This is a genomic window from Arthrobacter mobilis, assembly GCF_012395835.1.
Taxonomy (GTDB): domain Bacteria; phylum Actinomycetota; class Actinomycetes; order Actinomycetales; family Micrococcaceae; genus Crystallibacter; species Crystallibacter mobilis.
On record NZ_JAAZSQ010000004.1, the window covers coordinates 86,217 to 106,137 of the forward strand.

18 protein-coding genes are annotated in these 19,921 nt (G+C 69.8%); 11 read left to right on the top strand and 7 right to left on the bottom strand.

Translation table 11 applies throughout. From position 1 onward, the window contains the following. Window positions 1–20: 20 nt before the first annotated feature. Genes bioB through HGG74_RS06475 form a run of 7 tightly spaced genes read left to right on the top strand, consistent with a single transcriptional unit; the run spans window position 21 to window position 7,141 of the window. Complete coding sequence (gene bioB / locus HGG74_RS06445) at window positions 21–1,103, top strand: biotin synthase BioB (protein WP_168485531.1); 1,083 nt, start codon at window positions 21–23, stop codon at window positions 1,101–1,103. After that, window positions 1,096–2,466 (top strand): adenosylmethionine--8-amino-7-oxononanoate transaminase, encoded by a 1,371-nt coding sequence (locus tag HGG74_RS06450; protein ID WP_168485532.1) that lies wholly within the window; start codon window positions 1,096–1,098, stop codon window positions 2,464–2,466. The genes bioB and HGG74_RS06450 overlap by 8 nt, the downstream gene beginning before the upstream one ends. Then, window positions 2,466–3,614 (top strand): 8-amino-7-oxononanoate synthase, encoded by a 1,149-nt coding sequence (locus tag HGG74_RS06455; RefSeq protein ID WP_312856766.1) that lies wholly within the window; start codon window positions 2,466–2,468, stop codon window positions 3,612–3,614. The genes HGG74_RS06450 and HGG74_RS06455 overlap by 1 nt, the downstream gene beginning before the upstream one ends. Beyond that, a complete protein-coding gene (locus HGG74_RS06460; protein ID WP_168485533.1) occupies window positions 3,599–4,663 on the top strand; it encodes a cytochrome P450 family protein in 1,065 nt (354 codons plus the stop codon). The genes HGG74_RS06455 and HGG74_RS06460 overlap by 16 nt, the downstream gene beginning before the upstream one ends. Further along, a complete protein-coding gene (bioD, locus tag HGG74_RS06465) occupies window positions 4,660–5,418 on the top strand; it encodes a dethiobiotin synthase (protein ID WP_168485534.1) in 759 nt (252 codons plus the stop codon). The genes HGG74_RS06460 and bioD overlap by 4 nt, the downstream gene beginning before the upstream one ends. Window positions 5,419–5,460: 42 nt before the next feature. Continuing rightward, window positions 5,461–5,883 (top strand): YciI family protein, encoded by a 423-nt coding sequence (locus HGG74_RS06470; protein WP_168485535.1) that lies wholly within the window; start codon window positions 5,461–5,463, stop codon window positions 5,881–5,883. A gap of 31 nt (window positions 5,884–5,914) precedes the next feature. Next, entirely contained in the window at window positions 5,915–7,141 is a 1,227-nt protein-coding gene (locus HGG74_RS06475) for an RNA polymerase sigma factor (RefSeq protein WP_168485536.1), read from the top strand. A 31-nt stretch (window positions 7,142–7,172) separates the two neighbouring features. Here the strand turns inward: HGG74_RS06475 and xdhC are convergent, their stop codons facing one another. From xdhC to HGG74_RS06490, 3 genes are read right to left on the bottom strand one after another with little or no spacing between them, the layout of a single operon-like run. After that, complete coding sequence (xdhC, locus tag HGG74_RS06480; RefSeq protein ID WP_168485537.1) at window positions 7,173–7,982, bottom strand: xanthine dehydrogenase accessory protein XdhC; 810 nt, start codon at window positions 7,980–7,982, stop codon at window positions 7,173–7,175. Between the two features lies 1 nt (window position 7,983). After that, window positions 7,984–10,386: a xanthine dehydrogenase molybdopterin binding subunit gene (gene xdhB / locus HGG74_RS06485; RefSeq protein ID WP_168485538.1), complete on the bottom strand. Its 2,403-nt coding sequence runs from the start codon at window positions 10,384–10,386 to the stop codon at window positions 7,984–7,986. After that, on the bottom strand, window positions 10,387–11,901 hold the full coding sequence (locus tag HGG74_RS06490; protein WP_168485539.1) for a xanthine dehydrogenase small subunit: 1,515 nt from the start codon (window positions 11,899–11,901) through the stop codon (window positions 10,387–10,389). 260 nt (window positions 11,902–12,161) lie between these two features. Here HGG74_RS06490 and HGG74_RS06495 point away from each other — a divergent pair, with 260 nt between their 5' ends. After that, the gene (locus tag HGG74_RS06495) at window positions 12,162–12,623 is read left to right on the top strand and encodes a hypothetical protein (protein ID WP_168485540.1); all 462 of its coding nucleotides are present in this window, start codon (window positions 12,162–12,164) and stop codon (window positions 12,621–12,623) included. A gap of 56 nt (window positions 12,624–12,679) precedes the next feature. Here the strand turns inward: HGG74_RS06495 and HGG74_RS06500 are convergent, their stop codons facing one another. Further along, on the bottom strand, window positions 12,680–13,069 hold the full coding sequence (locus tag HGG74_RS06500; RefSeq protein WP_168485541.1) for a winged helix-turn-helix transcriptional regulator: 390 nt from the start codon (window positions 13,067–13,069) through the stop codon (window positions 12,680–12,682). 93 nt (window positions 13,070–13,162) lie between these two features. On the opposite strand from HGG74_RS06500, the gene HGG74_RS06505 reads away from it, so the two are divergent. Continuing rightward, window positions 13,163–13,765, top strand: a complete 603-nt coding sequence (locus HGG74_RS06505) for an NAD(P)-dependent oxidoreductase (protein ID WP_168485542.1) — start codon at window positions 13,163–13,165, stop codon at window positions 13,763–13,765. A gap of 57 nt (window positions 13,766–13,822) precedes the next feature. Here the strand turns inward: HGG74_RS06505 and HGG74_RS06510 are convergent, their stop codons facing one another. After that, window positions 13,823–14,218 carry a nuclear transport factor 2 family protein gene (locus HGG74_RS06510; RefSeq protein ID WP_312856767.1) on the bottom strand — a complete coding sequence of 132 codons (396 nt, stop codon included), beginning with the start codon at window positions 14,216–14,218 and terminating at the stop codon, window positions 13,823–13,825. Window positions 14,219–14,355: 137 nt separating this feature from the next. Here HGG74_RS06510 and HGG74_RS06515 point away from each other — a divergent pair, with 137 nt between their 5' ends. Both HGG74_RS06515 and HGG74_RS06520 read left to right on the top strand, forming a co-directional pair. After that, complete coding sequence (locus HGG74_RS06515; protein WP_168485544.1) at window positions 14,356–15,210, top strand: fumarylacetoacetate hydrolase family protein; 855 nt, start codon at window positions 14,356–14,358, stop codon at window positions 15,208–15,210. A 34-nt stretch (window positions 15,211–15,244) separates the two neighbouring features. Beyond that, window positions 15,245–16,831 carry an FAD-dependent monooxygenase gene (locus HGG74_RS06520; RefSeq protein ID WP_168485545.1) on the top strand — a complete coding sequence of 529 codons (1,587 nt, stop codon included), beginning with the start codon at window positions 15,245–15,247 and terminating at the stop codon, window positions 16,829–16,831. A gap of 523 nt (window positions 16,832–17,354) precedes the next feature. On the opposite strand, the gene HGG74_RS06525 is transcribed toward HGG74_RS06520, so the two are convergent. Together HGG74_RS06525 and HGG74_RS06530 are read right to left on the bottom strand one after the other, a co-directional pair. After that, window positions 17,355–18,500 carry a flavin reductase gene (locus HGG74_RS06525; RefSeq protein WP_168485546.1) on the bottom strand — a complete coding sequence of 382 codons (1,146 nt, stop codon included), beginning with the start codon at window positions 18,498–18,500 and terminating at the stop codon, window positions 17,355–17,357. A 9-nt stretch (window positions 18,501–18,509) separates the two neighbouring features. Beyond that, window positions 18,510–19,919, bottom strand: a complete 1,410-nt coding sequence (locus tag HGG74_RS06530; RefSeq protein WP_168485547.1) for an MmgE/PrpD family protein — start codon at window positions 19,917–19,919, stop codon at window positions 18,510–18,512. Between the last annotated feature and the right edge of the window lie 2 nt (window positions 19,920–19,921).

The following is a 19,921-nucleotide window of genomic DNA, read 5'->3' on the forward strand; positions in this document are numbered from 1 at the left end:
GCGCCGCACACCATTGAACGGTGTTCAATTCCTTTCACGACCTGGCCGACCAGCAGCTCGCCGGCGGCACCCTGACCCGCGGGCAGGCCCGCACCATCCTCGACTCCGGCGACGACGAACTGCTGGACCTGGTCGCCGCCGCGGCCAGGCTGCGCCGTGCCCACTTCGCCGACACCGTCAAGGTCAACTACCTCGTCAACCTCAAGTCCGGCCTCTGTCCCGAGGACTGCACCTACTGCTCGCAGCGGCTCGGCTCGGCCGCCGAAATCCTCAAGTACACCTGGCTCAAGCCCGAGGAGGCCGCCGAGCAGGCCGCCAGCGGCATCCGCGCCGGCGCGTCCCGGGTCTGCCTGGTGGCCAGCGGCAAAGGCCCCACCGACCGGGACGTGGACCGGGTGGCCACCATGGTGGCCGGGCTCAAGCAGGAGCACCCCCAGGTGGAGGTCTGCGCGTGCCTGGGCCTCCTCAAGGACGGGCAGGCGGACCGGCTCAAGGCCGCCGGGGTGGATGCCTACAACCACAACCTCAACACCAGCGAATCCAACTATGCCGACATCTGCACCACCCACGACTACGCGGACCGGGTGCGCACCGTGGGCAAGGCCAAGGACGCCGGCCTGTCCCCCTGCTCCGGCCTGATCGTGGGCATGGGCGAGACCGGCGAGGAGCTGATCGACGCGGTCTTCGCCCTGCGCGAGCTGGATGCGGACTCGATCCCGGTCAACTTCCTGATGCCCTTCGAGGGCACCCCGCTGGAGGGCACCTGGCTGCTTACGCCCGCGCACTGCCTGCGGATCCTGGCCCTGGTCCGCTTCGCCTGCCCGGACACCGAGCTGCGCATGGCCGGCGGCCGCGAGATGCACCTGCGCTCGCTGCAGCCGCTGGCCCTGCACGTGGCCAATTCGCTTTTCCTGGGCGACTACCTGACCAGCGAGGGCCAGGCCGCCCAGGCGGACCTGGACATGATCGCCGACGCCGGCTTCGTGGTGCTGGCCCCGGCCGGACCGGTCCCGGCCGCGTCCGGAAACGACGGCGGCGCCGCCGGCGCCGGGATTGCCATCCGGCGCCGCGGCGCCGGCACGGAGCTTGCCCCCAATGCCTGAGGCGGTACCGGCCGGCACCGGGCTGGTTGATGCTTCGCTCGCCGCCCGCGACCGCGGCCTGCTCTGGCACCCCTATGCCCCGCTGGACGGGCCCGCCCCGTATGCGGTCACCGGGGCGGAGGGCGTCCGGCTGCAGCTGGAGTCCGCCGCCGGGGAGCGGTTCGAGGCGGTGGACGCGATGAGTTCCTGGTGGGCCGCGATCCACGGCTACCGGCACCCGGTGCTGGATGCGGCGGTGCGGGACCAGACCGGGAAGTTCAGCCACGTGATGTTCGGCGGACTCACCCACGAGCCCGCCGTCCGGCTGGCCGAACAACTGGTGGAGCTGGCCCCGGCGCCGCTGCGGCACGTGTTCCTCGCCGACTCCGGCTCGGTCTCGGTGGAGGTGGCGCTGAAGCTGGCCATCCAGTACCAGGCGGCTGCCGGGCGCCGGGGGCGGCACCGGTTCCTGGCCCTGCGCGGCGGCTACCACGGGGACACCTTCGGCGCGATGAGCGTGTGCGACCCGGTGGACGGCATGCACTCGGCCTTCCCCTCCCTGCCGGCACAGCACTTCCTGCCGAAGCCCCCGGCGGCGCGGTGGTCCGCCGGACAAACCTCCGGCGGCGAGCTGCGGGCCGATCCGGCGGCCGTCGCCGCCTGGACCGCCGGGCTGGAGTCCGCGGTGGAGCAGCACGGCCGGGAGCTGGCCGGGATCATCGTGGAACCGGTGCTGCAGGGTGCCGGCGGGATGCACGTCTACGCACCCGAATGCCTGCAGGCGCTCCGCCGGACCGCCGACGAGCACGGGCTGCTGCTGATCTTCGACGAAATCGCCACCGGCTTCGGCCGCACCGGCAGGTTCTTCGGCAGCGAGTGGGCCGGCGTCGTGCCGGATGTGATGTGCGTGGGCAAGGCCCTGACCGGCGGGTACCTGACGCTGGCCGCGGTGCTGTGCTCGGCCGACGCCGGGGCGGTGATTACTGCCTCGGCCTCCGCGGCGGGCCGTGCCCTGCTGCATGGGCCCACCTTCATGGCCAACCCGCTGGCCTGCGCCGTGGCCTCCGCCTCGCTGGACGTGCTGGCCGGCGCCGGCTGGCAGCAGCAGGTCCGGCGCATCGAAGCCGGCCTCCGGGAGTCCCTGGCCCCGGCCGCGGGCCTGGCCTCGGTCCGGGACGTGCGCGTCCTCGGGGCGGTCGGCGTCGTCGAACTGGCCGGACCGGTGGACGTCCAGGCGGTCACGCGCGCCGCGCTGGAACACGGGGTGTGGGTGCGGCCGTTCCGCAACCTCGTCTACACCATGCCGCCGTACATCTGCTCCGGCGCGGACGTGGCCGCCGTCGGGGCAGGGATCACCGCCGCCGTCCGGCAGGTGCACGGCTGATGGGCAGCATGCAGGACTGGCTCGCCGCCCAGGCCCGGGTGCGCCGCCGGCGTGGCGTCCTCCGGCAGGCCATCCCGCGCACCGCGGGACGTGCGGTGCTGGACCTGGCGTCCAACGACTATCTGGGCCTGGCCGCCGATCCGCGGCTGCAGGCTGCCGGCATTGCCGCCGTCGAACGCTACGGCACCGGAGCGCGGGCCTCCCGCGTGGTCACCGGCACCCAGCCGGTGCACGAAGAGCTCGAGGCCGCACTTTGTGCACTCACGGGCCAGCCCGCGGCGCTGGCGTTCTCCAGCGGCTACACCGCGAACCTGGGCATCCTCACCGCCCTGGGCGGCCCCGGCACGCTGATCCTCGCCGATGAGCACATCCACGCTTCGCTGATCGACGCCGCGCGGCTGTCCCGTTCCCCCGTCGGAATGTTTCCCCATGCGGACCTGGATACGCTGGCGAAGCTGCTGGCCGCGCGCACCCAGCCGCGCGCCGTCGTCGTGATCGAATCCATCTATTCGGTGCTCGGTGACGCCGCCGACCTGGCCGCCACCGCCGCACTCTGCGCCGGGCACGATGCGCTGCTGGTGGTGGACGAGGCCCACGGGATCGGCGTCGCCGGAGCGGGACGCGGCGCCGTGCACGCCGCCGGGCTGGCCGGGGCCGGGCATGTGGCAGTCACCGCCACGCTCTCCAAGGCCCTCGGCGCCCAGGGCGGGGCCGTGCTCGGCTCCGCCGCGCTGCGCGAGCACCTGGTCAATACCGCACGGACCTTCATCTTCGACACCGGCCTGGCCCCGTGCTCCGCGGCAGCAGCTGCCGAGGCCTGCCGGATCATCGCCGCCGAACCGGACCGGGTGGCAGCCGTCGGACGCAATGCGGCGCTGCTCGCCGCCGGGTGCGGGATCGAGCAGGCGGCCGGCGCCGTGCAGCCGGTGCCCGTGGGCCCGGCGCAGCGCGCCGCAGAACTGGCCGCCCGGCTGGAAGAGGCGGGGGTCCTGGCCGGCTGCTTCCGCCCGCCGAGTGTGCCCGACGGGATCTCGCGCCTGCGGCTGACCGCCCGTGCGGACCTGGCCCCGGAACAGCTCCGCTGGGCCACGGGCCTGCTCAGGTCCCTGCTGTCACCCACGGAGGCCGCCGCATGGGCTACCACGTAGTCCAGGATCCGGAGCAGGTCCGCGAGGTCCTGCGCCGGGTCGATGATTTCCTGCCCACCAATGCGCTGACCTCGGTGGTGCCGCTGAGCCCGGCAGCGCTGCGGATCCTCAGCCGGGCCCGCTTCGCCCTGCCGCCGGTGCTGGCCTCGGCCACCGGTCAGCTGCACCGGCAGGTGCGCTCCGTGGTGGCCGGCTTCTTCACCCCCGCCAGGGTTGCCGCCACCGGTCCGCGGGTGCGCGAGCTGGCCCGCCAGCACGCCGGGGCCGCAGCGGCGGAGCTGGCGCACGGGCCGGTGGACCTGGCCAGCGCCGTCGCGGCGCACATCCCGCCGGTGATCATGCAGGAGCTGACCGGCTTCCCGCTGCCGGAGGCCCAGGTGCTCAAACGCTGGAGCCGGGACTCGCTGGAGCTGTTCTGGGGCTGGCCGGACGAGGACCGCCAGCTTGAACTGGCCGGAACCGCCGCCGAGTTCTACAGCTGGCTGCGCGCGGAAGTCATCGCCAGCCGCGGCGGCGACAACCTCTTCGGCGCCCTGTATGCGGCCGGCCTGGGCACCGCCGAGGTCTGCTCGCTCGGTTACTTCCTGCTGATCGCCGGACAGGAAACCACGGCGCTGCTGATTAGCACCGCGCTCTACCGTGCGCTGGAGGATGCCCGCCGCTGGCGTGCCCTGGCCGAGGGCGGTTCCGGGGCCGCACTGGTCCGCACGGTGCTGGCCGAGGAGCCCTCGGTGCACACCTGGCGCCGGGCCTGTCCCCGGGACACGGAGCTGGGCGGCACCACGCTGCCGGCCGGCGCCGAGATCCTGCTGGAACTGGCCGGGCACCACGGCCAGGATGCCGGACCCACCGCCTATTCGCTGTCCTTCGGCTACGGCCTGCACCGCTGCCTGGGCGCGAAGCTGGCCGAACTCGAAACCGTCCTGGCCCTGGAGGAGACCGCCCGTACCCTGCCGGACGTACGGCTGTGCGGGCCGGAGCCGGGCTGGCTGCGGCTGCTCTCCTTCCAGGCCCCGCTGGCCGTCACCGTCGAACGGGAAAACCCATGACCCTTGACCTTGCATCCCTGCCGCCGCTGCTGTTCGTGACCGGAACGGACACCGGCGTCGGCAAGACCGTCACGACGGCGGCCCTGGCCGCCGCCCTGTCCCGGGCCACCCGGCCCCGGGCCGGCTCCCGGGGCCGGGTGGCCGTCTACAAGCCCACCCAGACCGGGGTCCTTGGCCACGAACCCGGCGACGTGGACGAAGTGCAGCGGCTGGCCGGCACCGGCGCCGTCTTCGAGGGCATCCGGCTCCAGGCCCCGATGGCTCCGCCGCCCGCCGCGGTGCTGGAGGGCGCGCAGCTGCCGCCCCTGGCCGGGCACATCGGGCGGATCAGCACGCTCGCGCGCAGCTACGGCCACGTGCTCATCGAAGGCGCCGGCGGGCTGCTGGTGGAACTGGACGCCGCCGGGCATACCCTGGCCGACCTCGCCGCCGCCTTCCCCGGCCGCGCCGGCACGGTGGTGGTCTGCCGCAGCGGACTCGGCACCCTCAACCACACCCAGCTGACCCTGGAGGCTCTGGCCCGCCGGGGGCTGCCGGTGGCCGGGCTGGTCATCGGCTCCTGGCCGAAGGACCCGGACGAGGTGGAACTGTCCAACCTGGAGTACCTGCGCGCGCTGCCCGTCCCGTTCCTCGGGAAAATCCCCGCCGGCGCCCCGGCCCTGGCACCGGAGGAGTTCGCGGCCGGTGCCCGGGGATGGCTCGGAAATTTTTTCGGCAGCGATGTCGATCCGGCGCTCTCCCGCTCGACGCGTTAGTGTAAGGACGCACCCGGCGGCCTGGCAACGAAGGAGAACACCGTGAAGTACATGCTGATCATGCGCACCACCGACGCCGCGCTCGAGGCCATGAAGGAGGCCGACTTCGAGCAGATCATCAACGCCATGGGCGAGTACAACGAGGCACTGGCCAAGGCGGGGGTGCTGCTCGCCGGCGAGGGGCTCGCCGGCGCGGACGAGGGCTTCGTCGTGGACTTCGACTCGGAGAAGCCGATCGTCACCGACGGCCCCTACGGTGAGACCCACGAACTGTTCAACGGCTTCTGGATCATCCAGACCGCCAGCAAGGAAGAGGCCATCGAGTGGGCGAGCCGCTGCCCGCTGGGCCCCGGCAACAAGCTCGAGGTGCGCCGCGTCACCGACATGAGCGATTTCGAGGATTTCGCCGACAACGAGCACATCCAGAAGGAAGCGGCCTGGCGGGCCGAGCACGACCAGGTCTGAGCGTCCGCGGCCTGCGCATCCGGTGACCCCCGTGACGGACATCCGGCGCACTGTCGACGCCGTCTGGCGGATCGAAAGCGCGCGCATCGTCGCGACGCTCGCCAAGATGACCGGCGACGTCGGCCTCGCGGAGGACCTGGCCCAGGAAGCCCTCGTCGACGCGCTCACGCAGTGGCCGGAGTCAGGCGTCCCGCGGAACGCGGGCGCCTGGCTCACGGCCGTGGCCAAGCGGAAGGCGATCGACCACTGGCGCCGGCAGGAGCGGCTCGACGCGCGCTACCGCACGCTGGCGCACGACCTCGAGGAGGCCCGCGACGACGAGTGGCAGCCGATCGACGACGACGTGCTCCGGCTGGTCTTCACCGCCTGCCACCCCGTGCTCTCGCGCGAGGCGCAGGTCGCCCTGACCCTGCGCATCGTCGGCGGCCTGACCACCGAGGAGATTGCGCGGATGCTGCTGGTGCCGGTCGCGACCGTGCAGCAGCGCATCGTGCGGGCCAAGAAGACGCTCTCGGCCGCGCGGGTGCCGTTCGAGGCGCCGGACCCGAATGAATGGGGCGCCCGGCTGGGTGCGGTGCTCGGGGTGGTGTACCTGATCTTCACCGAAGGGTACGCTGCGACATCGGGTGACCGGTGGATCCGCACCGAGCTGGCGCATGAGGCGCTGCGGCTCGGCCGTGTCCTTGCCGGGCTGCTGCCGCGCGAGCCGGAGGTGCACGGGCTCGTGGCCCTGATGGAATTCCAGTCATCGCGCTTCGCCGCGCGGGTCGCGCGCGACGGCACCCCTGTCCTCCTGGCCGACCAGGACCGTTCGCGCTGGGACCGCTCCGCCATCTCCCGGGGCCGCGCGGCGCTCGAGCGGGCGGATGCGGCGGGCCGCGGACGGGGCAGCTACGGCCTGCAGGCGGCCATTGCCGAGTGCCATGCGGCCGCCCCGAGCATCGATGAGACCGACTGGGACCGCATCGTGCTGCTCTATGAGGCCCTCGGGCGGCTCGCGCCGAGTCCCATCGTGGAGCTTAACCGCGCCGTCGCGGTGTCGATGGCGGCCGGCCCGGCCGAGGCGCTGCGCATCGTCGACGGGCTGGCGTCCGACGGCGCGCTGCGCGGCTCGCATCTGCTGCCGAGCGTGCGGGGCGAACTGCTCGCCAGGCTCGGGCGCACCGAGGAAGCCCGCTCCGAGCTGCTTACCGCCGCCGGCCTGGCCGCCAACCAGCGGGAGAGCGCCGTGCTGCGTGCCAAGGCCGCTGCCCTCTGACCCGGAGCGGTCCCCGGCACCGCGGAGGTGGTCAGAGACCGGTCTTTGCCTTCGCCAGGGCTTGGAGCAGATTGGCTGCAACGCTGACGGCGATGATGGCGGGATCCTTGCCGGCGAGGCCGGGGAGCCCGATGGGGCAGCTGATGCGTTCGAGGGCGGCGTCGCCATGCCCCTCGGTGCGCAATTTCTGCCGGAACCGGGACCACTTGGCCCGGGAACCGATCAGGCCAACCGAGCCCAGGTCGGCCCGGCGCAGCGCGGCGTCGCAGAGCAGGAGATCCTCGGCGTGGTCGTGGGTCATGATGAACACGTGCGATTCCGGCGGCAGTTCACCGATGACGGAATCCGGAACAGGGCTGTGCCGGGGAAGGACGTCGGCCGGCCCGTCCAGGACGTCGGCGAGCTGCGCAGGGCCCAGCTGGCCGGCCCTGCTGTCCACGAGGTACAGGCGGACCGGCAGCCGGGAGAGGATCCGGGCCAGCTCGTGCCCGACGTGGCCCATCCCGAAGACGGCAACCGTGGGACGGGCGGGGAACGGCTCGAGGAAAACGCTGACAATGCCCCCGCAGCACTGCCGCCCGTGCCGGGTGGCGGCATGTTCGTTGAGCGGGAAGGCCAGGTTTTCGGGGTCCGCGGTTCCGGCCGCCAGCATGGCCCGGGCCCGGTCGATGACCGTCGCCTCCAGGTTGCCGCCGCCGATGCTGCCCCAGGTGGCTTCGGCGCCCACGAGCATCTTCGCCCCGGCTTCCCGCGGGGCATGGCCGCGCACCTCGGTGACCGTGGCCAGCACGGCCGGCAAGCCATCCGAGCGCAACTGTTGGAGCGCCTGCAGCCAGTCCATCTCAGTGCCCGGAACTGGAGGCCCGTGACGGCACGGGACCCGCCCCCGCCTGAGCGGAGGCCGGCGGAACCGGCATGGCCTCCCGGGCCTGCCGGATCGCCCAGAAAACCGCTTCGGGGGTGGCCGGGCTGGCGAGCTGGACCTCGCGGCCGGCGGGACCGAAGGTGGCCACCGCCTGCCGCAGGGCTTCCCGGACGCTGAAGGCGAGCATCAAGGGCGGTTCGCCCACCGCCTTGGACCCGTAGACCACGCCGCTTTCGGTGGCCTGCTCGAAGAGGTGGACGTTGAATTCCTCGGGCATTTCGGAAAAGCTGGGCAGCTTGTAAGTGCTCGCGGACTGGGTGGCCAGACGCCCCCGGTGCGGCCCGTCGGAGACGTCCCAGCGCAGGTCTTCCAGCGTCAGCCAGCCGACACCTTGGACGAACCCGCCCTCGATCTGCCCGATGTCGATCAGCGGCGACAGGCTGTCGCCGACGTCGTGGACAATATCGGTGCGCAGCTGGCGGTACGCGCCGGTGAACGCGTCGACCTCGACTTCGGAGACCGCGGCTCCGTAGGAGAAATACTTGAACGGCTCGCCCTGCATCCGGGCGCCGTCCCAGTGCAGACCTTCGGTGCGGTAGTACCCGGCCGCCCAGAGCGGGATGCGCTGGAAATAGGCGTCATGCACCAGGTCGGCGAAGGCGATGTCCTGGTCGTGGAAGCCGATCCCGGTGACCGTGCCGTTGGCGAACCGGACGTCGTCGGGGTGGATGTTCAGCTTGCGGGCCGCCACCTCGGCCAGGCGCGCGCTGATCTGCTCGCAGGCGTCCTTGATGGCCCCGCCGTTGAGGTCGGCGCCCGAGCTGGCGGCCGTGGCCGAGGTGTTGGGCACCTTGTCGGTGCGCGTCGGTGCCAGCCGGATGAAGCTCAGGGGCACGCCGAGTGCGGTGGCAGCCACCTGGCGCATCTTGGTGTGCAGCCCCTGGCCCATCTCCGTGCCGCCGTGGTTGATCAGGACCGAGCCGTCCTTGTAGACGTGCACGAGCGCCCCGGCCTGGTTGAAGGCCGTGAGGTTGAAGGAGATGCCGAACTTCACCGGGGTGATGGCCAAGGCGCGCCGGGTGTGCGGGTGGGCGGCATTGAAGGCGGCGATCTGCTCCCGGCGGCGTTCGACGTCGGCGCGTTCGAGCACCTGCTGCCAGATGGTGTGCAGCCGCTCGGCATGGCGGACGGGCTGGCCGTAGGGCGTGCTCTGCCCGGGAAGGTAGAGGTTGCGCCGGCGCAGCTCAGCAGGGTCCAGGCCCAACAGCGGAGCGCAGCGGCCCAGGAGGTCCTCGATCACGAGCATGCCCTGCGGACCGCCGAAGCCGCGGAAGGCGGTTTGGGAGGTCTTGTTCGTCTTCGCGATCCGGCCCTGGACGTGCACGTTGGGGATCCAGTATGCATTGTCGATGTGGCACATCGCCCGGGCCAGGACCGGCTCGGACAGGTCCAGGCTCCACCCGCCGTCGCTGGTCAGTGTGGCCTTCAACGCCTGCAGGCGGCCGTTCTGGTCAAAGCCGGCCTCCCAGCGGGCATGGAACGGGTGGCGTTTCCCGGACAGGGTGATGTCCTGCGTGCGGTTGAGCCGCACGCGCACCGGCCGGCCGGTCAACACGGCGCCCAGGGCCGCAATGGCGGCGAAGCCGTGCGGCTGCATCTCCTTGCCGCCGAACCCGCCGCCCATCCGCAGGCACTGCACGGTCACCTCGTGGTTGTGCAGGCCCAGGACATGGGCCACGATCTCCTGCGTCTCCGAGGGGTGCTGGGTGCTGCTCTGGACGAAGACCTGGCCGGCCTCGTCCACATAGGCGAAGGAAGCGTGGGTTTCCAGGTAGAAGTGCTCCTGGCCGCCGAACTCGATCCCGCCGCTGAACCGGTGGACGGCAGTGTCCAAGGCGGCGTCGGCGTCGCCCCGGCTGACGGTCGGCTGGTGGCCTTGGAAGCTTGCCGCCTCGATGGCCTCGGTGAGGGTCAGCAGCGACGGGAGCGGCTCATAGCCAACCTTGACTGCCCCGGCTCCCAGCCGCGCGGCTTCGAGCGTCTCCCCCAGCACCCAGCAGACGGCATGGCCGTGGAACATGACCTCGCTGGGGAACAGCGGCTCATCCTGCTTGGTGCCCGAATCGTTGACACCGGGCACGTCCGCGGCGGTCAGGACCCGGACCACTCCCGGAACCTCCAGCGCCGGCCGGCCGTCCAGGGAGACCACCCGGGCGTGTGCGTGCGGGGCCTGGACCGGCCAGGCATGCAGCACCTTCCGGTTCCGGACCAGGAGGTCGTCGGTGTACAGCGCGGTGCCCGTCACGTGGAGGGTAGCGCTCTCGTGGGCGACCTCCACCCCTACGACGGGATTGACGGGACGATCGGCCAGCGATTTCACTTACGCCACCTCCGGACTGAATGCGGACTGTGTCTCCGCGTAGAACCTGAGCACGGATTGTTCGAGCATGGCCGAACGGTAGCGGGCACTGGCCCGCAGGTCGTCGATGGGGGTGCCCTCGGTGGCCATCACGGCGGCGGCGGCCGCGGCAGTCTCCTCGGTCCACGGCCGGCCGGCCAGGGCCTGCTCGGTCTGCAGTGCCCGGAGCGGTGTGGCGGCCACTCCCCCAAGGCCGATGCGCACCGAGGAGACGCTGCCGCCGTCGAGCTGCAGGGCGAACGCGACGGCGACGCTGGAGATATCGTCGAATCGCCGCTTGGCGATCTTGTAGAAGGCAGTGCTCTCGGCCAGCGGCAGCGGGATCCGCACGGCACGGAGGATTTCGCCGGGCTTCCTGACGCTCCGGCGGTATCCGGTGAAGTAGTCCGCGAGCGCCACTTCCCGCTCCCCGGTCCCGGAGGCCAGGACCACCGATGCGTCCAGGGCCAGCAGCACCGGGGCCGAATCGCCGATTGGTGAACCTGTCCCGAGGTTGCCGCCAAGGCTTGCGGCATTGCGGATCAGCCGCGAGGCGAACTGCGGAAAGAGCCGGCTCAGCAGCGGCACCCGTCCGGCGAGTCCGCGCTCGACCTCCGTGAGCGTCAGGGCGGCCCCGATCTCGATCCGGCCGCCTCCGACGTCGAGCACCCGCAGCGGCTCCAGCCGGTCGATGGCCAGCGTCAGCGGCGGCCGCTCGTGCCGGAGGTTCACCTCGACGCCGAGGTCGGTGGCACCGGCCACCAACCTGGCCTCCGGATGCTGTTCGAGCCGGTCATAGAGCTCCTCCAGGGTTGCCGGCCTGATGAACTGTGCATCGCCGGCCGTCAGCTGGGTGGGCCGGGCCGGCGGAGCAGGACGACCCTGCCGGAGGAACAAAGGATCGGTTTCAGCAGGAGCGCCGAGCGCGTAGGCCGCGTCCCGGATGGGCCGGTAGCCGGTGCACCGGCAGAGGTTGCCGCTCAGGGCATGCAGGTCAAAGCCGTTCGGGCCGCTTTCGTGGTCGGCGGCGTGGTCCTCCCCCACCACTGCAGGTCCGGTCTGCACTCCGCCCTGCCCCCGGCGGCCGGAGCCTTCCCGCTCGGGACGGTAGTATTCGGCGGCCATGGAGCAGACGAAGCCCGGGGTGCAGTAACCGCACTGGGATCCTCCCCGGTCCGCCATCTGCCGCTGGACCGGGTGCAGGTCCTCGCCGACGCAAGGTCCCGACGGAGTGCCGAGGCCTTCTGAGGTGATGATTTCCTGACCGTCAAAGGCCAGGGCAGGAGGCAGGCAGGCGTTCACCGACGTCCACCGGCTGCGGCCGGGCCCGTCCGGACGGGCCACCAGCACGGCGCATGCTCCGCACTCGCCCTCGGCGCAGCCTTCCTTGGCTCCGGTCAGCCCTTCCGCCCTCAACCAGTCCAGCAGCCGGGTATGCGGGCCAGCGCCGTCGCCACTGCGGAGCTGACCGTTGACCGTGATCCGGACACCGTCCATGCCTCATCTCCTCACTTCGCCCAGGCCGGAGCCGGCATGCGCGCGTGATCCACGTCATATCACGGTACTGCGCGCCATGGAACCTCCGGCACGGCAGGGCGCCGGCGGGTTGAAGTCTTACCACACAGCAGTTGCTCCAGGACCCTGCCCGAAGGTTTTCCCAAGGTGGGGCTCGAAGACTTGGGTGCCTTGGTGCTGGCTCCCCTCAGTACCGACGGGCCACACCAAGATCGAAACAGCAACAACCAAAGGGGCTCAAAATGAAAAAATGGCTGATTTCCACTGCCTTGGCCTCCAGCATCGCCGGACTGGCGGGACCGGCGGTGGCCGCCGCACCGACACCGGTCGATTCAGACTTGCCGAAATTCATACAGAACGCCTGCAAGGGCTTCAAAATTGAAGGCGAGATCACTGGCGAGGAAAAGGTCCTCGCATTTCCTGATGGAGGATTTATCGTTATCGCGCCTAATCAGGAAGTAACACTCACGGCCAACGGCAACACGTTTACCTCCGTCATCACGGGTTCGTTCCACGTTTCGACCGACGCTGAAGGGAACACCGTCTTCACCGGGACTGGAAGGAATCTCCTGACGCGCAGCAACGGGCTCTTCCTCACGATAGGCAACATCTCGTTTACCTTCGACGAGAAGGGGAAACTGGTGGAGGAATTCGCCCTCGACGGCCCGGGGCAAGTTATCGACGTCTGCGCGGCACTGTCCTAGCACGCTATTACAGGCGTGACGTATTGCGGGGCCCGCTGGATCCAGCGGGCCCCTGCTCACGGCAGTTGAAGGGAATCTGCCTGCGCGTCGTAGTCCTCGCGGGCCTGCAGGATCTTGGCTGCGTGTTCTTCGGCCCAGACCCGGACCGCATCCAGCGGTTCCAGCAGCGTCTCCCCCAGCGGCGTCAATGCATACTCGACCCGCGGCGGCACCTCCGCATAGATCCGCCGGCTCACCAGGCCGTCCCGCTCCAGGGTGCGCAGGGTCTGGGTCAGCACCTTGGGCGTGATGCCCTGGACGGCACCGCGGATGACCGAGAAACGCTGCGGCCCGTCCTTGAGGACCTGGAACACCAAGGTGGTCCACTTATCGCCGATGCGCTGCAGGACCACCCGGGACGGGCAGTTCAGGCTGAGCACGTCAAAGGCCGGACTGGAAGTATCCATGAGGTAACTGTATTACGTTGAGGTACTCGGTATCTAATTGATACTTTCACTTCGACGCCGGAACGCGGCGGCAAACCGTCGAAGGGAAACTCAATGAAGATCGCTGTCTACGGGGCAACCGGCATGGTCGGATCCGAAATCACTGCCGAAGCACTGCGCCGCGGCCACGAAGTCACCGCTGTCACCCGCAGCGGGTCCGCCGCGGAGGGTGCGTCCGCACGCACTGCCGAACTGTCCGACCTGGACGCCTTCCAGGAGCTGGCTGCCGGGCACGACGCCGTCGTCGTTTCCGTGGCGCCGGACCGCACCGGCCAGCCGCACGACTCCTTCATGGCGGCCCACCGCGCCATCGCCGGCACCTCCGTTCCGGCCCGCGTGTTCGTCGTCGGCGGCGCCGGGGCCACCGAGGTCGACGGCGTGCAGCTCAAGGACCTGCCCGGGTTCCCCGAGGCGTACAAGCCCGAGGCCACCACGATGGCGGAGGTCCTGGACCTGTACCGCACTGCGGCCGGGCTGGACTGGACCATGCTGGCCCCGGCCCCGGTGATCGCCCCCGGCGAGCGGACCGGCTCCTACAAGACCGGGCTGGATTCCCCGGCCGGGGATTCGATCTCCAGCCAGGACTTCGCCATCGCCGTCCTGGACGAACTGGAAGAGCCCAAGCACCGCAACCGCCGCTTCACTGCCGCCAACTAGCGTTCGCCGCCTGCACCGTCGGAGGGCCGCCCGCCATTGTGCGGGCGGCCCTGCCGCTTAATCGGCCCGGGTTGTGGTGTGGAACGCCAGCAGCTTCCAATCGCACCCGGGACGGATCCAGACGGAGGTGGTCAGCGTGTCCAACTGCCGCCGCTGCCCGCGAGACGTAATCTCGGCGCACATCCGCCCGGAAATCCAAGCGCCATCGCCAACCTGCAGCACCTCCTCAAGGTCGTGCTTCATCCGGTGGTAGCGAACCGTTCCGCTGCGCAGGGATTCCAGCAGGGATTCCTTGCTGTCGCGCCGGCCCACTGAGTGGGTATAGACCAGCCGGTCGTCGCAAAGCTGCGCGAGGGTGGCGAGATCCCCCTCGATCAGTGCCTGCACCCGGCGGGACTCTGCGATCCGCAGGGATCCTTCAAGGTCACCCGGGCACGCCCCAACTGCATCCACCTTGTTCCGCCCTTCCTGGAGTTCTGCGCACTCGGCTCTAAATTATATATTCTTCATTGACAAATGCACTATGTGCTTCGTAGGCTGTGATCAGGTGCACAGTGCATAAGCGTTCCGGCGCTGCGAAAGGAATCATCATGAAATATGCAAGCTTCACTGCCGCCAACGGTTCACCCACTTGGGGCGTGGTGGTCGGCGGAACCGCCTTTGATCTTGGCCCTTCCGGTGCCGATCTGGCCCCCACTATGCGCGCCGCCGTCGAGGAGGGCATTTTCGGCAGCGTGACCGAGGAACAGTACATTGCCGCTCCGGCCGCGCCGGAGGCCGACATCGAGTTCCTGCCGGCCGTCACCAACCCGGGCAAGATCATCTGCATCGGGGTGAACTACAAGACCCACCAGGAGGAGTCCGGCAAGACCGGCCAGACCGCCCCCACGGTCTTCACCCGCTTCGCCGACACCCAGATGGGGCACCTGGCCCCGGCCATCATGCCCCGCAGCACCACCAAGTTCGACTACGAGGGCGAGATGGCCCTGGTGATCGGCAAGGAGGCCTGGCATGTGGCCGAGGAGGATGCCTGGGACCACATTGCCGGCTACGGCGCCTACAACGACTTCTCCGTCCGCGACTGGCAGAAGGCCGCCTCGCAGTGGATCCCGGGCAAGAACTTCCCGTCCACCGGAGCCTTCGGCCCCTACCTGGTCCCGGCCGCGGACCTGGGCAGCACCGACGCTCTGACCCTGGAAACCCGGGTCAACGGCGAGACCCGGCAGAAGGCCTCCGTGGCGGACCTCTACTTCCCCATCCCCGAGCTGATCAGCTACGTCACCGGGTTTACCCGGCTCAGCCCGGGCGACGTGATCGTCACCGGCACCCCCGGCGGCGTCGGCCTGTTCTGGGGCGAAGGCGGCCTGCTCTCCGAAGGCGACGTCGTCGAGGTCGAAATCACCGGCCTGGGCACCCTGCGCAATACGGTCGAGCTGGAAAACTAAGCGCAGACCGCGGGAAATCGGGAAGGACGGGTAGATGAACACTGTCATCGATACCGACGTTCTGGTGGTTGGCGCCGGTCCCATCGGCCTGGCCGCGGCCTGCCTGCTGGCCGACCAGGGCGTACGGGTGGTCTTGGTAGAGAAGCGCGGAGGCACCAGCGACGAGCCGCGCGCCATCAGCATCACGGACGAATCCCTGAGGGTCCTCCAGCAGATCGGCATTATGGACCGGTTCGCCGACGACGTACTCCTTAATACGGGAGCACGCTACTACGGTCGCAAGGGGCAACTGCTGGCGCAGGTCCGCCCCGGCAGCCCGCGGCTGGGCCAGCCAGGCAAGTCCCAGTTCGACCAGCCGGTCCTGGAGTCCCTGCTGCTCCAGGCTACGCAGGAACGCGGGCAGATCGACATCCGCTTCAACACCGAGGCCTTCGGGATCACGGACGGGCCGGACCAGGTCGAGACGGTAGTGATCAACGAAGCCGGCAAGCATGTGGTCCGCTCCAAATGGGTCGTTGCCTGCGACGGCGGACGCAGCCCTGTCCGTGCCCAGCTGGGCATCCCGATGGAAGGCTCCACCCAGGTGCAGAAGTGGATCGTCGTCGACGTCATCAATACCCCGGGCGAGCCGGAGAAGTTCGCGGAATTCCACTGCAACGGCAAGCGCCCCGCAGTGGTGGTGCCGGGGGTCAAGGGCCGCCGCCGCTACGAATTCATGCTGCTGCCCGGCGAAGACGCCAAAACCGTGACGGCACCGGAGGCAATCACTGCCATGATTGCCCCGTTCCAGCAGATCGTGGCCGGGGATATCCGGCGGGCCGCCGTGTACGTGGCCCACCAGCGGGTGGCCCTGAACTACCGGGTCGGACACGTGCTGCTCGCCGGGGACGCCGCGCACATGATGCCGCCCTTCGCTGGGCAGGCGCTGAATGCCGGCATCCGGGACGTTGCCAACCTGGCCTGGAAGGTCGCCGCCCACGTCCGCGGTCATGGCACCGACGCGCTGGTCAGCACTTACCAGAGCGAGCGCCGACCGCACGCAGTGGACATGGTGCGCCTGTCCCAGCGGATCGGCAAGGTGGTCATGAACGTCAACCCGGTGCTGACCGCGCTGCGGGACGGAGCCCTTGCCGCGCTGGGCATCGTGCCGGCGGCCAAGAACTGGCTGACCGGGATGAAATTCCTCAAGCAGCCGCACTTTACCGACGGGTGCGTGATCGCCCCGGCCCCGGACGTCGCCAAGCCTGGGGCCGGGTTGGTAGGACGGTCGTTGTCCCAGCCGAAGGTCCAGCTGGACACCGGGGACGCTGTTGCGCTGGACACCCTGCTCGGCTCCGGCTGGGCCGTGCTGCGGTTCCGCGGCGGCGCTGCCGTCGACATCCGGCAACTGCCCGGCGCGGAGGACCACAGCAGCGGCGGCCCGGTGACGGTCACCGACACCGAGGGCGCCTTTGCCCCGCTACATGGCACGGGCACTGTGCTGATCGTGCGCCCGGACCGTTACGTGGCCGCTGCTGCCACCGGGGCCGGTGAACAGGCGGCACTCTCCGCGCTGTCGTCCTGGGTGCCGGGCCTTGGGGTGCAGCCAGCAGCCGCCCAGCAGGTCAGCGGCTCCTCCTAGGTCCCAAGCCGCTGACCGTTGTCCGGTGGTCCGTTCCCGGACCACCGGAGCAAGTACCGAGGACCCCGACGGCTCCCGCCGGCGGGGTCCTCGGTCGTGTGCGGCAACCAACCGCCGAATCCCCGCCATAGTCAAGACGTGCCGCGAAGATCAGTTTTTTGGACGACGGTGGACGATCCGGTTTACGGTGCTCCTGCCAGGCTGCCGAGAATTTGAGGGATACGTTCGTCATGCGGATCATGGACATTCCCGAGCAGCCCTCCGGGCAACACAGCCAAGTACCCGATGCTTGTCGAAGGCCTGATTGAGCGTACGGATACAGGAAGTTCCAAGCGATCGTCAAGGACGACATGTTCCATGAATTCATGAAGGAACTCACCGAAGACGACGCTTAAGGCATCGACCCGGTCCAACCGGACCTCGACCACTTGGAACCGGCCGGACAGGGCCGGCACGGACGACGGCGGGGCCGCACCTTTCGGTGCAGCCCCGCCGTCGTCATGAGTGGCGGTGGAGCAGTTACTCAGACCGCTCCCCCGTGGCGGTCGATGACCTCGGCGGCCAACTGCTTGCCGAAGGCGGTGTGCGCCTGAAGCGCCTCCACGGCCTTGGCGGCATCGCGGGCCTTCAGTGCCTTCGTCAGGTCGACGATGTGGCTGTGGTCCATCTGCCGGGCCCACTCGTCCCCGGCCAGCGCCTGCCGCCAGACGGTGCCAATGCCGAGCCGGCGGAAGGCATCGGTCAGCTGGGCCGAGCCAGCCACGCTGACCAGGCGATCGTGGTACATGACATTGACTTTCAGGAATTCGTCCAGTGCGTCCTTGCCGCTGGCGCGCAGCCGCCCGAGCTCGTCCGTCAGGGCCGCCAGGGCGGCGACGTCTTCGTCGGTGAACTTGTCGAAGTGGCTGGCCAGCACGCCCAGCTCGATGGTGGCACGGCCGTCATACACGCTGTCCATCAGCCCGCGGGTGATCGGCGTCGGCAGGAACTCCGCCTGCCTGCCGCGGGTCACGAGGGCTTCTGCGGTGAGCTTGACCAGGGCGTTGTGGACGTGGTTGGGGTCGGCCTTGACCTCGGCGGCGATGGCCGCCGGGTCCAGTTCCTGGCCCAGCGGGGTCCGGCGGTGCAGCACCCACTCGCGTACGGCGTCGTAGGCGGCCAGTTCCTTGACCCGCTCCAGGCGTCCGAAGGTGCCGCGGTAGTAGGCCAGCGGCTCGGCGCCCTCGCGGGCGCTGGCCTCGGCGACCAGGCCGAAGAAGACCGTGTGCGTACCGCCGGTGGGGGTCTCCTCCACCTTGCAGACGATCTGGGCCAGTGCGCCGTCCAGCAGCGGGACGCCGCCGTGCCCGGAACGGGTCACGGAGACACCCTCGAACTTGTCCCCACCCTTGCGTCCGAACTTCATGGCGAGGCCGCCTTGGTCCTCGGCGAGGATGTTGATGCCGAACCAGCCGGCCTTGACCACGGCGTCGTGGGTGCTGCTGGAGCGGTTCAGGCAGGCCAGCATCATCGGCGGCTCCATCGACAGGGACGAAACAGCCGAGGCGGTGGTGCCGAACAGCTCGCCGTCGACCACCGTGGTGATCACGGTGACGCCGGAGGCGAAGTGGCCGACGACGTTGCGGAAGACCAGCTGGTCCACGCCGAACTCGGTGGTGTTGGTGCTCATTGCTATCTCCTAGGTCTGCGCCGGCGTGAACAGCTTCACGAGCGCGGTGATGTCCCCGAGGGACTCCAGGTTATTGATGGTTTCGACGGCCTCTTCGGCCGTGGCGCGGCTGATGCGTCCGCCGAACTCGACGTTGGCGTAGTACTTGTCCAGGATTTCGGCCTCGGACAGCGGAGCGGCGTAGATGTCACCGCGGGGCACGTCCACCCGCGAGCACAGCCGCGAGCCGCCCTGCAGCAGCAGTTCGACCTCCGCGGTGAGGTACTCGTGCGGCGGCAGCGAGTCGACCAAGGTGATCTTCCCGAGCAGCGCCCGCAGCTGCGGATCGTTCATGTGCTCAATGCTCAGGTGCTCCGGACGGACCGTGCCGTACATCAGGGCCGTCGCGGCGGTGAACCGGATGCTGAACGCCCCGGAGACCTCCGGGCACTCCCCGATCTCGAAGGGCTGTCCGACGAATCCGGCCAGGGTGCGGGGGGTGACGTGGATGCGGATCTGGTCGATCGCGTCCAGGTCCACCTGGTTTTCGGTGACCAGGCGCACGCAGGCGTCCAGCGATGGATGGCTGGCCCGGCAGGAGGCCCACGGCTTGATCACGCAGTCGGCGTAGAACTCCTCGCCCAGCCGGTAGGTGATCTTCTCCGGGGCCGGTTTGGCACAGTACATGTCCAGGAACCCGTGGCGGCCGCCAATGGCGTCGACCGGGCCGGTGAAGCCCAGCCCGGCCAGTTCCGCCGAGACGATGGCGTTGCGTGCGGCGAACGCCATCGGCAGTTTGAATGCCAGGGTCTGGTCGAAGATGTTCGCCACGGTTCCGGCCAGCTGGTTCTCCACGATGCCCAGTGCATTGCGCAGCTGCCTGGCGTCCAGCCCCATCAGCTTGGCCGCGACCGCCGTGCCGCCGAGGCCGTTGATGGTGCCGGTATTGTCGCCGCCGCTGTAGACGTCGAATCCCGAGGCGACGCCCAGGCGCGAGGCCAGGTCATCCCCGAGGATCAGTGCCGCGAGCAAGTCCTTGCCGCCGGCCCCCTGCTGTTCGGCCACGGCCAGTGCGACCGGAACGGTGGTACCCGAGATGTGGGCCGCTACCTGAGTGTGGTCCGGTCCCTCGGCGCCGATCGCCTCGAAGTCGTAGGAACGCATCATCACCGCATTGACCATGGCCGCCGTCTGGGCCGGCACCCGGAGTCCGTGCACCAGCACGGTGGATTCCGGCGCCCCGCCCCAGCGGGCCGCCAGCTGCACGACGGCGTCGTTGCCCTGGGCGCGGTGGCCCGCCGCGATGTTGCCCAGCGAATCGATCAGGCGCACCTTGGCCCGCTGCACCGTCCGCGCATCGATGGCCTCGAAGCCCGTTCCGGTGACGTGCCGGGCCACCTGCTCGGTGAGCGTGGCGGTCGTTTCGGTCGTGGCAGTCATGC